Raw genomic sequence first — 15435 nt, forward strand, 5'->3', positions numbered from 1 at the left:
TTCCCATTTCTATTAATAAAAAATTCGATTCGGGAGTGATGAATATGAGTTTTATTAGAACAATGCATGGTGATATAGATCCAAAGAAATTAGGCTTTACCTATTCACATGAACATATTGTCTGCCGCCCGCCATATTGGGTAGAACATGAAGCAGATGATCTGCTATTGGATGATAAAGAAAAGTCCAAGCAAGATGTACTGGACTTCAAAAATTTGGGGGGGCAAGCAATTGTCGACGCAACTGCAGTCGATTATGGCCGTGATGTACAAGCGGTAAAAGAAATTGCCGAGGAAACAGGGATAACCATCGTGGGCACAGCAGGATTCAATAAGAGCTTTCTATGGGATGCCCAAATACCTGAGCATGTGAAAAAGGTAGTCGGTGATTATAACACGTATTATGAATGGATTGATGCCAAATCTATCAATGAGCTTGCTGATTTTGTCATCCGCGAAATTGAAGAGGGACTAGAAGGTACGAATATTCGTGGTGGCCAAGTGAAGTTTGGGACAGGTTACAACAGGATAACCCCTTTGGAAGAAAAGACATTGCGTGCAGTAGCGCGAGCACATCATGAGACCAAGGCTCCGTTGCATTCCCATACAGAAGCGGGGACGATGGGGCTCGAACAGGCCGAGTTACTAAAAAGTGAAGGTGTTAATTTAGAATATATCAGTTTTGGCCACATGGACCGTAATCCAGATCCATATTACCATGAAAAAATGGCACAAACAGGCGCACTGCTTTCCTTCGATGGCATTTCAAAAATCAAATATGCCCCTGAAAGTACCCGCATCAAGTGTATATTCAATTTGGTAGAAAAAGGGTATGAAGACCAAATATTGGTCAGTGGGGATACAGCTAGAAAATCCTACTACAAACATTACGATCATGGATTAGGATTAAAAAATATAATCGGTAACTGGGTGCCGCGGTTCATAGACGAAGCAAATAAAAATGGCTTTGACGGCGAGATGTTAATCGATAAATTTTTCGTCAAAAACCCTGCACGCAGCTTTGCGTTTAAAAAGTAAGGTCCCTGGTGTTACAGGAATTAGGTTGGCTTGACTTCATTAGAATGAAACTCTGACGAAATACGGTGGTGTAAGCGAAATGAATTTCCAATACGAGAATTCCTTTGATATAAAAGAAAAAATCAATCAATCCAACGTAGCCATTTTACCAATTGGGGCGGTAGAAGCACATGGCCCCCATCTGCCACTTGGAACGGATAATTTGCTTGCTGAGCGGTTGGCGGCAAAATTGGCGGAGCGTGTAAATGGTTTGGTACTGCCGACATTGCCTTATGGCCAAGTATGGAGCCTACGCAATTTCCCAGGGAGTATTAATATAAGCAACAACTCTCTTATCGGTTTTCTTGTTGATATTGGTGAGAGCCTTTATAAACAAGGGTTCAGGACATTTGCGATGGTCAATGGGCATTTAGGGAACCAAACAGCATTGAAAGAAGCCGCACGTGTATTGTATGAATCTTGCCCCAAGATGCGCGTGTTTTATTTCTTCTATCCTGGCATGAACAAGGCTGCGTCTGAAGTCCGGGAAAAAGGTTCAGCACACAACACATACTTCCATGCCTGTGAAATCGAAACATCTTACATGCTTTATTTGGCGCCGGAACATGTGGACATGGACAAGGCACTTACGGATATTCCGGACATACCGATGCATGCAGACTCAACGCCCACGCCCTGGGAAGAATTCACAAAAACAGCTGTCCTCGGTGATGCCAGCCTTGCAACCGAAGAAAAAGGAAAATATATAATCGACATTGCTCTGGAGAATATGTGCCAGATGATAAAAGAGAAGTGATAGAAGTAAGGGGTGAAGGTTTTGACAAAGAGACTTTATGATAAGTTTTTGTTTAACTTTTTAGCAAATGACCGTGACAATGCTGCTGCAATAATGGAGGCTGGTTCCGGTTATGTGGTCCCGGGAATTGTATCAGACAAATTTGAATCGATAGAAGCGGCTGCAGAAAAAGTTGCCGAATTAAAATCTGTAACCGAGCTGGTGAGCATCGGCCTTGGCGGTGGGGGAGACACAACCAATTGGAAAAAAGTATTGGATATCGCTGTTGCTTCTATTCCGGGTCATATCAACCAGCCCTTTGAAACCTCCCCATATGCCAAAGGATACTTGGAGGGAAAAAATATTCCAAAACAGTTAGTCAATGCGCTTGTTCAACCAACGGGCGAGGTTGGGACAATAAAGATGGCTAATTCCGGTAAATTTATCCGAGTTGAGGATTTCATTGAAATAGCTGTAGCACTTGGAATAGAAAGTATCAAAATGATGCCGATCAAGGGTACACAGCACTTAGAGGAACTAATCTATTTGACTAAAATAGCAGCTAAAAGAGGAATCCGTGGAATAGAACCTGCAGGAGGAATCGATGCAAGCAATATCAAGGATATTATTGCCGGTGTAAAAGACATTGACATCGAGTTGTTCATGCCACACATCTTTGGATCGACGATTGATAAAGAAACGGAAGCGACAATTCCATCCAAGGTACGCGAAATCATCAGTGAGGTGAAGGGAGCATTATGATCAATCAATATTTTAACAAAATCAATGAATTATTAGCTACTGTAGAAAAAGATGAATATGAGGCAATGAATAACGCAGCCAAAAAAGTAGCCGATGTCATTCAAAATGGTGGAGTGGTTCATTTATTCGGTTGCGGGCATTCACATATATTGACTGAAGAAGTCTATTATCGTGCGGGTGGCCTCGTTCCCATCCATCCAATTTTGCATGAGCCGCTCATGCTCCATGAAGGTGCTTTGCGTTCTTCTGAATTGGAAAGAAAAAACGATTATGCGAAGGTATTTATGGAACAACAGGATATCCGTGAGAAAGATGTACTAATCGTAATCTCGACCTCGGGAAGAAATCCGGTTCCTGTCGATGTGGCGCATATTGGCAAGGCAAAGGGTGCCTTCGTTATTGGAATTACTTCAAAGGAATATTCGTCTAGCCAACCATCACGTCATACATCCGGGGAATATTTGTACGATGCAGTGGATCTAGTAATCAATAATCATGCCCCGGTTGGAGATGCACTATTGTCACACGACAAAGTAAAGGTGAACTTTTCACCTAGTTCCACTGTTATTGGCTCAGCAATTTTAAATGCCATTTTTGCAGAATCCATCAAGTATATGGCAGAAAATAATTTTGACCCACCAATTTTCCTAAGCGGGAATATTGAAGGTGCTGATGGACATAATCAGCGATTGATTGATATGTATAGTGAACGAGTAAAACTATAAGAGAAAGACGGCCTGTTACCATGGTTTGGTAGCAGGCTTGTTTACAGGATAGGAAAGCATAAATTTTGGCTAATGCTCGATCTAGCTCCAGGCGCCATCGGCTCGAGGTCAAATAATCTGAGCCAATAAAAGTCAAAACCGGACTTTTCTTGTCTCAGAATATTTGCTTGTTGCGGGCCAACAGGATGTTGGTCTGAACGGCGTTGCGTCAGGACGGCGCGAACTTAGCCGTTTATCCTTGCTTAGCCGTTCATCCCCTAAGCGGGCGCCTTGCGCTTTTCTTAATGTGGGCGCTGAAACGGAAGGGTATGATGGCCTGGAAAATTATTAAAAATATCCGTTATATATTCAGGGGTTTGAGATGTAGCAATTGAGCATGATGTAAAGTGAGTTGGTTAATTGAGGAAGAGATCCGACTTCCTGTTATTTAATCCATACGAATGCGGTTGATAGGTATATTGGGAACAATAATCTGAAAAGGCAAACTACCAAAGGCAGTATCGGGACAGAAGGACGACTCCGATTGCCCCACTTTATTCCTACATTATGATATGATTAGAGGAGAAATGATTTATCGAATAGGATGGAACAAAAAAATGAAAGAGATAAGGGAAGCGCTTGCTTTATACCCCAAGAAAACAATTGATATAAATGCATTACAAGAATTATGCTCTCCTTTCGTTGACAGCTATGAAGTGTTTGCTGAGAGTGTGCTTGCTTTAGAGAATGAAGGAATATTGGCCATGATAAAGAGTAGAGGACGCTCATTAAGAAAACCTTCTATAGCCTTACATTACCGTATACATAAAGCGAAACTGAAAAAAGAGCATCATCACCTCATCCAGCAATACCGTATCCAATTCCACCCTGATATTAATTTAGATTATTACTATCAACATGATCCCAAGCAATGGTATGAAGATTTACCATATTTAATGCGAATAGATGAATACCTACGTACAAATGGTTTTCCTGCTGAAGCCATTCCAGCGCCAGAGAGAAGCTATGAAATTGCTGGGGATGAGAAATGGATTACGGAGAAAGAGGGAAAAGAACTGCTTGAACGTATCCATTTATATGAAAAAATACAGATAATGCCAGTTTCAGAGCCTTTGCAATTTGCAATCAACCCTGCTAGCATTCAGGAGCAAAACCAACTCCACTTTATTGTTGAAAATAAAACAACCTTCCAGGGGATATTGCCGGCAATCAAGCAAAGCACTTTTGCTACACTTATTTATGGCAGCGGGAAAGCAATTATTCAAAGTATTGAACAATTTGACCAGCAATACCCAGTAGCTGCGACTCATCACTTTTTTTATTTTGGTGATTTAGATCGCGAAGGAATTGCAATTTGGCATAGTCTATCGAAAAAGATTAACGTTCGATTGGCTCTGCCTTTTTACCATGCATGTATGAAGAAGCAGCCGGCAAAGGGAAAGGAATATCAAAAGCAGCGTATAGAGGCAGAGGAGGCATTCTTTCAATCGTTTAGCGAGGAAGAACAACTTCGAATCAAGCAATTACTTGAAGATGGCTATTATTACCCTCAAGAGATTTTGAAAACAAGGGAACTAAAGCAAATATGGGAGGAGACAAATTGGTACGACATGATCTAGCGACAATTACAGCAGGCTATCATGAAAGAATACGCCGACTTGCATTATTTGACCCTCTGGCGGATCTAGAACGAAAAAGGGAAAAAGATGAGAACGGAAAGTTTATCGATATGAAAGGTCTGGGACTCTTGACGCTGTTATTTTTCTTTGAACAGAAGCTGATGCGTCAATATAAAACAGGGTCAAAGCAATTAGCTGCCTTTATTCAAGAGGTGACTATTGATCAGTACAACCTGGGGGCAAATGATTATCAACACCTCGCTCGAACACTTATCGATAACTTTCGTCCCAGTACAGGAATCAAAAGAACCTATCCTTTCTATAACTGGGAAACAAACAGGCAAGAGGAAATTGAGTATTCCATTTTAAAAACCAATGGCTTTAATCAGGAGAAAAATGAACAATATTATACATTGGATGATGATGGGCTTGAACTTGTTTTTGCAACAAAAGAATTTTACAGTGAATTTCAGCTATCGATTAATCAATTAATGCTTCGAAAACAACTGGAACGTGGCGAATTCAACGGTGCACTAAGACAAATTAACGAAATGCGTGTATCCGTTGAAAACATTGAAGAACGGATGCTTGCTTTAAAACAGGAGATTCAGCGCAGCATCGTATCGGAGGAAACCTTTGACAGATATAAGGCATTACTGGAAGATAGCTACAGCCGCCTGCAGCATGAAGATGATGAATTTAAAGAGCTTAGGCAATTTGTAAAGGAAACGAAAGAAAGACTCTATGCAAAGGATATCCATCGTAAAGAGCAAAAAACATATGATTTAATTCTTACCATAACAAGAGAATTAGAGGAAGTGCATTATGACCATTCTCGACTGCTGGAACAAACTTTATCATTAAAAAATACCACATTAATTACCGCACAAGAATCACTGTATTATACTGGAATTGAAGCATTTAATTTTGATTATGAAATTACATCACGTATTATCTCGGTCCCCCTTCCGCTAGAGACTATGAAAGGTGTGCTGCACCCATTCTTGACAGTTGAAGAAGAAAGGGTCTGGTCGCCGCTTTCGCTTTTTGCGGATCAGAATATTAGAGAAGACGAACAAGCGGATAAGCAAGTGACAATGATTGAAGCAGAGAACAGTACTGACGAGGATGTCCGGGAAAAAGAGCTGAGAAAACACTACAGGAAAATAATGGAAGAGGTTTTAGCATTTATAAGCGACAAGCAGGAAGTAACACTTTCCCAATTCTTTGACTATCTAACAGAGACAAATCAATCGGGGCTTTATACAACGCGATTTTTTTATGAGTTCTGGTTAATTCTGCATCAGCGTTCACCTGTAGCACGAGGGGATATGGAGCATGATGAGGATGGCCAATCGTTGTTAACAGAGGCATTGTATTTGCTTGGAGATGATACATTAGTCATCACAGAAGGAAAAGAAGTGCTAAATCGATATAAACGTTATTCCATTCAAGAGATGATAATTCGATTGGAGGAATCCTAGTGCATTACAGTGAAGATAAGGTTATCAGGGCATTTCGTATATATACAACATTAGCACGCACGTCTGTCACTGATCAAGAGGCAGTGCAGTTATATCGGGCAGATGATGATATTCGTAGTCTGTTAGATTTATATGCAAAAGAAGTAGATGCTGTCATTGTCAATACGAGTGAGCATTTATATTTAATTCCTGAAACGAAATTATCAAGCTTCCATGTAAGCAATGATTGGATTAAGCGACATTACCTACGTTCTGGCGCAACGAATGCAGATATTTACTTGCTTTATTTTGTTACCATCATTCTATTTGGTGCTTTCTATAATTCCTATCAAACCAGACGGCCAACACGTGACTTTCTGCGTATAGATGAATGGATTTACCAAATTCAAGAACGGATTGACCAGTTGCAAGCATTGGATGAAAAAGATTTAAAGCAGATGGAGAGTGAGTTTTCCTATAATTGGAGGCAAATTGTCGAGAAGTGGAGCGATATGAATGATATAAAGGAAAACGTGAAACGGCAGACAGGAAATACGATTAGCCGCTACAGCTTTTTAGATACAGTAAAGCGTTTTTTGCTGGACCAGGATTTAGTTGAGGACCTTGGCAATGAAGAAATAGCATTAACAGAAAAAGCAAAGACTATTATTCAGCGCTTTTTCATGGAAGTAGAATATAACAAAGGAATTCTGACATTTATTTATGACATGGAGGGAGAGAAATCAGATGCCGGCGATTAGTAAAATTCGGTTAGCCAATGTCATTTATGAAGAAGGGAATAAACGATATAATGATGAATTATTTTTATTTGATGGCTACAATGGAGCGATCTTATTAGAAAACGGCGGTGGGAAAACGGTACTTATTCAAACAGCCATTCAGGCAATGATCCCCCATACTGAACTTGCTGGTCGTAAAATAGGGAAAACCCTGGCACTAGAAAGCACACCTGCCCATATTGCGGTTGAATGGATTATTAATGAGAAGCCAAGACGTTATGTCGTTACAGCAGTCACACTTTTCACAAACAAGCATGGTGTTGAATCCCTTCGCTATGTATATGAATACCAGCATGGCGATCCCCATGCGATTGAGGAGATACCTTTCGTGCGTCAGGTGCAAGGTGGGAAGCGTCCTGCTGATCGTGGTGAAATGCAGGATTACTATAGCATGATGAAAGATAAATCCTTGTCTGCCAATACATTTACAACAATTAAAAGCTACCGCCAGTATATAGAGGATAATTACCAAATCATTGGTACGGAATGGGAAAGCATTGTGAAAATTAACAGTTCAGAAGGCGGCGTAGAAGCTTTTTTTGAAGCGTGCAAAACGACGAACCAGCTGTTTGATCGCCTTTTGATTCCAACAGTGGAGGATGCTATCGTTGGTCATGATAAAAAGCTTTTTGCCACTTTGTTTGAACAGCGCTATGCTAGTTTTAAAAATTACCAGAGGCTGAAAGAAACAATTGAGGAAAACAAAAAGATACAAGATGAATTGGTCGCATATACAGCAGCCTTTGAACGCCTTCATGAAAAGGAGCAGCAGTTTCATGAAGCAAAGCAGCGGACAAAAGGGATTTGGGAACACACCGAAAAGCAAAAGCAAGCATACATAGCAGAAAAAGAAGCTTTAGCCAGAAAGGAGGAGAATTGGCAGCAGGACAAGCATCAGCATCAAGTAAAGCTTGGTTCTTTTAGTATTGCGGAAAAAGCAAAAGAAAAGGATCAGGCAGACAAGGAATATGAAAAAGCTAATCTCCTTTTACAGGAGCAAAAAGCAAAAACAGCGGACATTGAAGGACAGCACGCTGCATTGCGTTATGCTAAATTTGCAAAGGAACAACAAGCTGCACAAGATTCACTCACCTATATTCAAGAACAAATTGCATCCTTTGAAGAACAAGCAGATATAGAAGAATTAAAAAATCAATTGTATGAAGTAGAACAAGCATTACATGGCGCATATCAATCCCAAATAGAGGAAATAGAAAAGCAACAGCAAGGCTTAGAGCAAGAAAGGAACCCGTTACTAGATCAGATTCAACAACTAGAGAAGCAATTAATCGATTATCAGGACAAGCAGAAAAAAATGAATGATGAAATAATCAAGTTTCATTCGTTTATTGAAAGCCGTGAAAAGGATAGTGAAAAGTTGCGTCAATCCCTTCTGTCTAATCCGGAACAGGAAAAAGTTGAGGAACAATTGCCAAAATGGGAAGAACGTTACCAGGCCTTAGATGATGAATTAATTCATCTGAAGGCAGAAAGAAAAAGGTTAGCACGAGAAGTACAAGAAAAGCAGCAAGAAAAAAAGCAACTGCAAGAAACACAACAACAAAAAGCATTACATTTGCAGCGTGTGAAGCAACAGTTAGATACGGCGCATAAAGAAGAGGAGCAATTGATTTATACGTTAGCGATGCTCAGAAGTACCTGGCAGGATATAGATAGCATCCACTTGCAGCAGCAAACCATTCATGGTCAGTTGGAGAACAACCTGGAAAAGCAACGTATCGAGCGGAAAAAATGGCTTGACAGAGAACGTGTAGCACTACGATATGTCGATGATTACGGGGGCCAAGAGACTTTCTTTAGTGATCCATTTTTATCAGAGCAAATGGAATTGTGGAAAAACCAGCTGGACTATATCGAAACGGGGGTTGACTATCTTGCGCAGCTTCCTGAAGAAAAGCAGGAAGAGCTGAAGCAGGAGGCATTATGGTCCAGCATTATCGTTACAACTGCAAAGTCAAAGTCTAGTTTAATTGAGCGTTTAGAGCAGGTCTCCGATCGTATCATGTTTCCTGTGTTGATTGTGACTACAGAAGAAGCAATTGCCATTACAGCTATGGATAAAGGAGACTGGATTGTACCAGTTCATTGGCGACAAAATCTCAAAGCCGATCAATTTGCAGAATGGAAACAACGTTTAACAGATCAGGCAAAGGAAATTACAAAAACAAGAGAAAACACTGAAAATGAAATCAAAAAATGGGAACAAGCGTTAAAACAGTTCCGTGATTTTTTAAATAAGTATCCATATGAACAGATAGCAGAATGGCAAGAACATCTGTCTAGCATGCAAACTGAAGCTGAAAAACTGGAAGTAAGCATAAACCAAGTGGATGAGCTGTTAGATGAAATGGACAGGATGATAGAAAAATATACCAAGCGTGCTGAAGAAGCGGCAGGAGAGCGTTCCGGATTAGAAAATAAACTCCGTGATGGACAGCAATATATCATCTATCAAAATGAAATAAAAAAGTATGAGCAGGATGCAGAGAAATATCAAGGTCAAATGCAAGATGCAGAACAAAAAGTAAAGCAGACGAAGCGTTCAATCAATCGCTATCAAGAAGATGCTGATGAGAAAACGGAACGTATCCGCAATTTAGAAATAGAGCGGCAAAAGATTATAGGTAATCCGTATTATCAAGAGGTTGCGGCTTTGCCAGTTAGATACACGGACGAAAGCATCACAATTCTTTTAACAAAGCGTGAGGATTTGCTGCTGCAAAAGGAAAGTATTACACGTCAAATTGGCGAATGGGAAGCGAAGCAGGGAACGGAGCGTCAACGTATCTTGACTGCCAGGGAACGGATGGAAGAAATTGAACAAATCCATCCTCTTGTTGATAAATCACAAACTTTCCCAGCAGATGGAGACCAATATATCGAACAATTACAAAAACAATTACAGGTTGCTAAAGCTGAATTGAATAATACAATGGAAAAATATCAATCAGCAAAACGAGTCAAGGAAATCAAAGAAGCATTACTCTCACAAGCAAAAGAAGATTTTCGAGAAAAATTTCCGAACGACAGCATCACATTGTTTACAGGAGAATTAGCGCTCGTCAAACAACAACTACAAACAGAAGAAACTGAGCTTCTAGAGCTTAAAGACTACCTTAATCAAGAGATGAAGCGCGTTGGTAAGGAGCTTCACCACCTTGAAAAAGCGGAGCGGCTACTTGAGAAGTTCATTGAAGGATATCATTTTAATGCACCTGGCATCACGAGTATCTCACTAAGCGAACAAGCAGCAATCGACTTTCAATATTATTGCGTACGTTTTGCAGAAGAAATGACAGAAGAACTAAAAGAAAAGAAGCGGGTTGTTGAAGAGGAAAAAGAGCATGTAACAGCTGCAAAGGATCAGTTCCGCGCTTTTTGCCGTAATCATATTACAGATCGAAAGTTACAACAGATGGCCGTTCAAGGCGTGGAACAAAAACGATCATATAAAGATGTTATCACTTTTAAACAGAATATGTTTACAAGTATTCAGCGAATTACAAAATATGCGAATGAACATATCCGTAAAAGTGATGAAGAGTTACAGCTTTTTATTAATCAAATTCATACACATCTACAAACATTAGTAGAAGAACTCGAACAAATTCCAAAGAAAACGCGAGTAAAGGCGGATGACTGGAAACAAATTTATAGCTTTTCGATACCGAAATGGGAACCTGAGGATGGAAAATTAAGAATTCGTCATCATATGGAGTGGATCATTAAACAGTTAGAGGATGATAAATATCGTAACGACGAGGGTCATCAGGATACAGCCAAAATACGTACCGATTTAGAAAGATGGCTCAGCTCGAAGCAATTGCTGAAGGTTGTCATGGACCGGGATGTCCTGAAGGTTCACTGTCGCAAAGTAACAAATGATAATCAAATTTCTACACGGTCATTTTCATGGGAGCAAAGCAATGTCTGGTCTGGAGGAGAGAAGTGGAGTAAAAATATGACGCTCTTCTTAGGGATTTTAAAATATGTAGCAGAGAAGAAAAAGGCAAACTTAACGAACAGGTCAGTTATTTTAGATAATCCATTTGGAGAAGCATCCAGTGACCATGTGTTAAGTCCCGTCTTTTTCATCGCTGAACAGCTGGGCTTTCAAATGATTGCTTTAACTGCGCATGCAGAAGGAAAGTTTCTCCAAGATTATTTTCCGATTATTTATAGCTGCCGATTACGTGCATCAAAAGAGGCAAGCAAGAAGGTGATGACAACAGAAAAATGGTTGCATCACGCCTACTTTCAAGATCATGAGCCAGCCGTCATCGATCGATTGGGTCAAACGGAGCAGCTTGATTTGTTTGGGGAGTGATGGGTTTATAAATTCTAATGGCAGCATTATAAAGACAGGGGAAAATGATAAATCTCCTGTCTTTTGCTGCCTTCATTAAAATCATCTAATAAGGGCAATTTGGTAGGTGGAAATTCTTAACACAGGACATTATTTATTAAACATGGGTGCTAATAAATAAATTAAGGTATGTAGAGAATGGAATCGGCCTCAATTGGTCACTATAATGCCATTCATAATATCTGGTATTTTTAAGTAAAAACTTTTTCAAGTTTGTGGTTTCAAGCAATTCGATTATCAGTTTACGTTTGGCATTGATGCGACTTGAATCTTTAAGGCTATTTTCAATAATAAAACGGGTAATTCCTAATAAAGTATCAGTTAATTCAATTCCATATTCCTGTCTTTTTGTGAGAAAATTAACTGAACTAACTTTGTAACTCTCATTTCTGTAAACAGCTTGTATATTTAATTGATATAACAATGTATCTCTTAAATCCTTTGAGTTAATTGCTGGTGTTTTATCGGGACCAGAATTTGACTCTCTATTGTATGAACTGTCTTCTTCTATATGTATCATAGCATCCAAGTAAGCATGTTGGCCGTATTTTCTTAACAAACCATAAATTAAACGTTCTGGCAATTTATTGTATATTGTCATTGGCACAATATCATCTAATATTGGCTTAATCGGATGAGCAATATTCTCGATTTTGCTGATATTATAATTTATAACATTGAATTGCATACCTGCTGTATGCTCCAATGCTAAAGAAACGAGTTTTTTAAACCTTTCCGGACTTTTACCATACCCGTTATAGTCGGTGAAATGGATAGGAGAGCTACCCTCTTTAATTAGACTATTTAGTTCCGGGTGATTGTTTTTTTCCTTATATACCCGGCTAGGAATCAATATGGCTCCCATAAAATGAATCTTTTCATGTTGTTTTCCACTTTCATCATAAAATATTTGTACATTTGTTGGTTTAGAAATTGCTTTATCAGTTGGCATAATATCCCTCCTTTTTATGTATGAATTGACAAAGAATAAATTATTAATTATAATTAAAGATGAATAGGAGTTAGACTGTTTTTGCAGTCTGCAAATATTCATCATTACCAGAGGACATTGACTGTTCTTGCAGTCCGTGAAATCTGCATTAAAGTGAATCTTCAAAACCGCTCTAACTAGTTTAGGCGGTTTTTTTCTTACCTAGTATTCTATCTGAAAACGTAGCGGGAACCTAACTCTATAACTGAGGAAAAGTTTAAATATGCCTATGGAACCTTAATTAGATACGCTACCGTGAATTTTCCATTCACTTCATCAACGAATTGGTAAAAGTCCCCCTCTTTTATAATGTTCTAACCTAATCCGTGGCTTTCTTTATAATAATTTGTATAACATCTCCAAACCTTATTGTTATCCAATATTTATGCTCATGGATAACGCTTTCCTGCGTTGCATTGCAAATTTGCCTGTGCTTTTCTGACTTTAGTTGTGAGCCCTTCCAAAAGGTAGGATTAAAATCCTAGAGAGATTGAATAACCTTATTAGGGATTTTCCTCTCCCTTGTCCTCTTATTAAATGCCCGCCATGTAACATTAAAGTTCTAGGTTCTCGAAGTTTATAGCGCACTCGTTCAAAAAGAGAATTGTCAATGGACGTGAAAACGAGATGTCTTGAAGGGAATCCCCACTTTGCCACCTACAATATTTCCCTCCCTTTCTAAATCATACCTGGTTATGTAGATCTATACAACCAGGATAATAGAACTATTTTTGGTTTATCCAAACCATTAAAAAGTGGCTCAATTTTAGATTATCAAATACATTTGTTATATAAATAGATTGACTATTAATGCAATTAATCGACAAACTGGTATGTCCATGGACAATGGACACAAAAAAGGGAAGAGGAGAGGATAATTGTGATAAATGATTCAGATATGAAGCACCTGCGACGTTGTGTTGAACTAGCAAAAATAGCGTTGGATAAAGGTGACGAGCCATTTGGTTCGTTCTCGTTTTAGCTGATGGAGATGTACTTTTTGAAGACCATAACCACGTAGCAGGCGGTGACCATACCCAACACCCTGAATTCGCCATTGCGCGATGGACAGCCAACCACATGACACCTGAAGAAAGAAGCAAGGCGACAGTTTATACCTCTGGTGAACATTGTCCCATGTGCGCTGCGGCCCATGGTTGGGTTGGTTTAGGCCGAATTGTCTATGCAAGTTCATCCGCACAGCTGGCACCCTTGGTTGAGTGATATGGGAGTAGCTCCATCACGTGTTCGGAATCTTCCTATTCAAGAAGTTATTCGGGATACTGTTGTAGATGGCCCTGTTCCTGAACTAGCAGAGCAAGTTCGTCAACTTCATCGTCAGCTTTATTCAGGGATACGTTGACTACTATATTTAGAGCCTTCATAAAGTGATACAAATAATAATAATAGCTTGTATTATTAGGGAACATGAATACCTTTTAATAAAAGTAAAAACAACCATGGGTAGTTAAAATTCATGCTTGTTTGCCGTTAAATGTTGGATGACCGTAAGCCGGAAAAAGCCTCGCTGAAACTACCAACTCCAACGGCATTGATTGCTATGAGTATGTCAAAAAGCTATTGACGGATTTGCCCACGCTGGGTAACCATCAGAATCCTGAAATTCTCGATCGGTACTTGCCCTGGTCAAAAATATTCAGGCTACCTGTGCAGAATTATAAAACAACCGTCTATTTGATGAAAAGTCAAGAGGCAGATGGCTATTCGTCATGCGTACCAGAAAAGTACGCTTATTTGTATATTTCGGGCTTACGATAATGACCTATACATCTCAAATGCTTAACAACTATCTAAAGAAACAGTTTACCAATCTTCAAATCCGGGAAAAGTTATATTTTCAGTTCATTAACTGGACACAATTTAAATTACTGTTTCTATTATGAAATCCTTCTAAGTCAAAAAAGTCAAAAATTCGGGATTAACCAATTTATTCTCGCCGCATTCCTTTCTAAAAAAATTACTCAAAATCACTAATCAAATTTTGAATTCCACAGTTCAATGATGTTAGTAAATTTGTTCAGATTATATAAACTTTGAACTTTTTCAACGTAGTTTTGTAGGATTTTCTTAGTTTCTTCGTCATCATAAGATATCGACTGTACGGTGTGAAGGTAACTTTCTATTTTTTTTATCTTATCTAAATACTCTATATGGTCGAATATCTCTTCTTTGAGAACATTTCTTTTTTCATCAATCTTTGCTTTTAATTCTTCTTGTTCTTTAGCAAGTTTCTCAGTTTCTTGACGGGCTCTTATTAATTCTTGTTCCGCTTCACTTTTTCTTTTTTCTTCACGCTTTTTATCCCGTATTGACAGATATTCTTTCCTTAAATCTAAAAAAATTGCTTCAAGCTGATTAAGCAAACTTTCCGCTTCATCAGTAAAAATGAACTTCTTTTTATTTTCTAGATTAATTAATTCAATCTGTAGGATTCCAGAATAATTTTTTCTATATACTGGTTGCATCACCTCTTTTGTATTCCCCCTTACTTTTTTCTCAAAGAGCTGTATTTTCCAACTTACATAAGGTAATTGCAATTCAGTATAATAATCTTTTTCATAACCAATATAAACTTGTCCTCCTAACAATTCAAATCCTGTAAGCAACCTATTAACAAATGCATAAGCTGATTTTCTTTTTAAAGGAGAAACATGTATGTCTAAAATTGTTTTATCTTGATTATCCTCATAATTAACTTTTTGTTTCTCTTCAAATTGCAAACTAGGCGTGTATTTGGCAAGTGTAAAATGCATGAAACGGCAGCCCTTTTTGTAAACCACTTGCCAACCTCTAATTTTTCATCATCATAGACTCCTTCATTCGTTTACTTTCACCCCCAAACAGAATGAGGTGGG

The 15435-nt window shown here is 38.8% G+C and carries 10 protein-coding genes and 1 pseudogene; 9 read left to right on the forward strand and 2 right to left on the reverse strand.

All coding sequences use genetic code 11. The annotated features are described in order from the left end of the window. The first annotated feature begins 44 nt into the window (after positions 1-44). From KI363_RS18120 to KI363_RS18155, 8 genes are all read left to right on the forward strand, one after another. Positions 45-1037, forward strand: coding sequence for a phosphotriesterase family protein (locus KI363_RS18120; protein WP_212967217.1), 993 nt, complete (start codon positions 45-47; stop codon positions 1035-1037). Positions 1038-1116: 79 nt separating this feature from the next. Continuing rightward, a complete protein-coding gene (locus tag KI363_RS18125) occupies positions 1117-1833 on the forward strand; it encodes a creatininase family protein (protein ID WP_212967218.1) in 717 nt (238 codons plus the stop codon). Positions 1834-1845: 12 nt separating this feature from the next. Further along, positions 1846-2574 (forward strand): KDGP aldolase, encoded by a 729-nt coding sequence (locus KI363_RS18130; RefSeq protein ID WP_212967219.1) that lies wholly within the window; start codon positions 1846-1848, stop codon positions 2572-2574. Continuing rightward, positions 2571-3299 carry an SIS domain-containing protein gene (locus KI363_RS18135; protein ID WP_212967220.1) on the forward strand — a complete coding sequence of 243 codons (729 nt, stop codon included), beginning with the start codon at positions 2571-2573 and terminating at the stop codon, positions 3297-3299. Before KI363_RS18130 ends, KI363_RS18135 begins: the two co-directional genes overlap by 4 nt. 596 nt (positions 3300-3895) lie before the next feature. Further along, positions 3896-4918, forward strand: coding sequence for a Wadjet anti-phage system protein JetD domain-containing protein (locus KI363_RS18140; protein WP_212967221.1), 1023 nt, complete (start codon positions 3896-3898; stop codon positions 4916-4918). Then, positions 4900-6402, forward strand: coding sequence for a replicative DNA helicase (locus KI363_RS18145; protein ID WP_212967222.1), 1503 nt, complete (start codon positions 4900-4902; stop codon positions 6400-6402). Before KI363_RS18140 ends, KI363_RS18145 begins: the two co-directional genes overlap by 19 nt. Beyond that, positions 6402-7142, forward strand: a complete 741-nt coding sequence (locus KI363_RS18150) for a DUF6063 family protein (RefSeq protein WP_212967223.1) — start codon at positions 6402-6404, stop codon at positions 7140-7142. Before KI363_RS18145 ends, KI363_RS18150 begins: the two co-directional genes overlap by 1 nt. Beyond that, a complete protein-coding gene (locus KI363_RS18155; protein ID WP_212967224.1) occupies positions 7129-11529 on the forward strand; it encodes a coiled-coil domain-containing protein in 4401 nt (1466 codons plus the stop codon). The genes KI363_RS18150 and KI363_RS18155 overlap by 14 nt, the downstream gene beginning before the upstream one ends. A gap of 136 nt (positions 11530-11665) precedes the next feature. Here the strand turns inward: KI363_RS18155 and KI363_RS18160 are convergent, their stop codons facing one another. After that, complete coding sequence (locus KI363_RS18160; protein ID WP_212967225.1) at positions 11666-12520, reverse strand: DUF3800 domain-containing protein; 855 nt, start codon at positions 12518-12520, stop codon at positions 11666-11668. A 919-nt stretch (positions 12521-13439) separates the two neighbouring features. On the opposite strand from KI363_RS18160, the pseudogene KI363_RS18165 reads away from it, so the two are divergent. Beyond that, a pseudogene (locus KI363_RS18165) lies at positions 13440-13922 on the forward strand (nucleoside deaminase). 628 nt (positions 13923-14550) lie between these two features. Here KI363_RS18165 and KI363_RS18170 read toward each other — a convergent pair. Then, a complete protein-coding gene (locus KI363_RS18170) occupies positions 14551-15360 on the reverse strand; it encodes a hypothetical protein (RefSeq protein WP_212967226.1) in 810 nt (269 codons plus the stop codon). Positions 15361-15435 lie beyond the last annotated feature (75 nt).

It is taken from the genome of Lederbergia ruris (assembly GCF_018332955.1).
In the GTDB taxonomy this organism is placed as follows: domain Bacteria; phylum Bacillota; class Bacilli; order Bacillales; family Bacillaceae_C; genus Lederbergia; species Lederbergia ruris.

Excerpts from the sequence above, each read along its gene's own strand:
- KI363_RS18155 (WP_212967224.1), top strand. The coding sequence starts at position 7,129 with ATGCCGGCGATTAGTAAAATTCGGTTAGCCAATGTCATTTATGAAGAA.
- KI363_RS18140 (WP_212967221.1), top strand. The coding sequence starts at position 3,896 with ATGAAAGAGATAAGGGAAGCGCTTGCTTTATACCCCAAGAAAACAATT.
- KI363_RS18125 (WP_212967218.1), top strand. The coding sequence starts at position 1,117 with ATGAATTTCCAATACGAGAATTCCTTTGATATAAAAGAAAAAATCAAT.
- KI363_RS18135 (WP_212967220.1), top strand. The coding sequence starts at position 2,571 with ATGATCAATCAATATTTTAACAAAATCAATGAATTATTAGCTACTGTA.
- KI363_RS18160 (WP_212967225.1), bottom strand. The coding sequence starts at position 12,520 with ATGCCAACTGATAAAGCAATTTCTAAACCAACAAATGTACAAATATTT.
- KI363_RS18120 (WP_212967217.1), top strand. The coding sequence starts at position 45 with ATGAGTTTTATTAGAACAATGCATGGTGATATAGATCCAAAGAAATTA.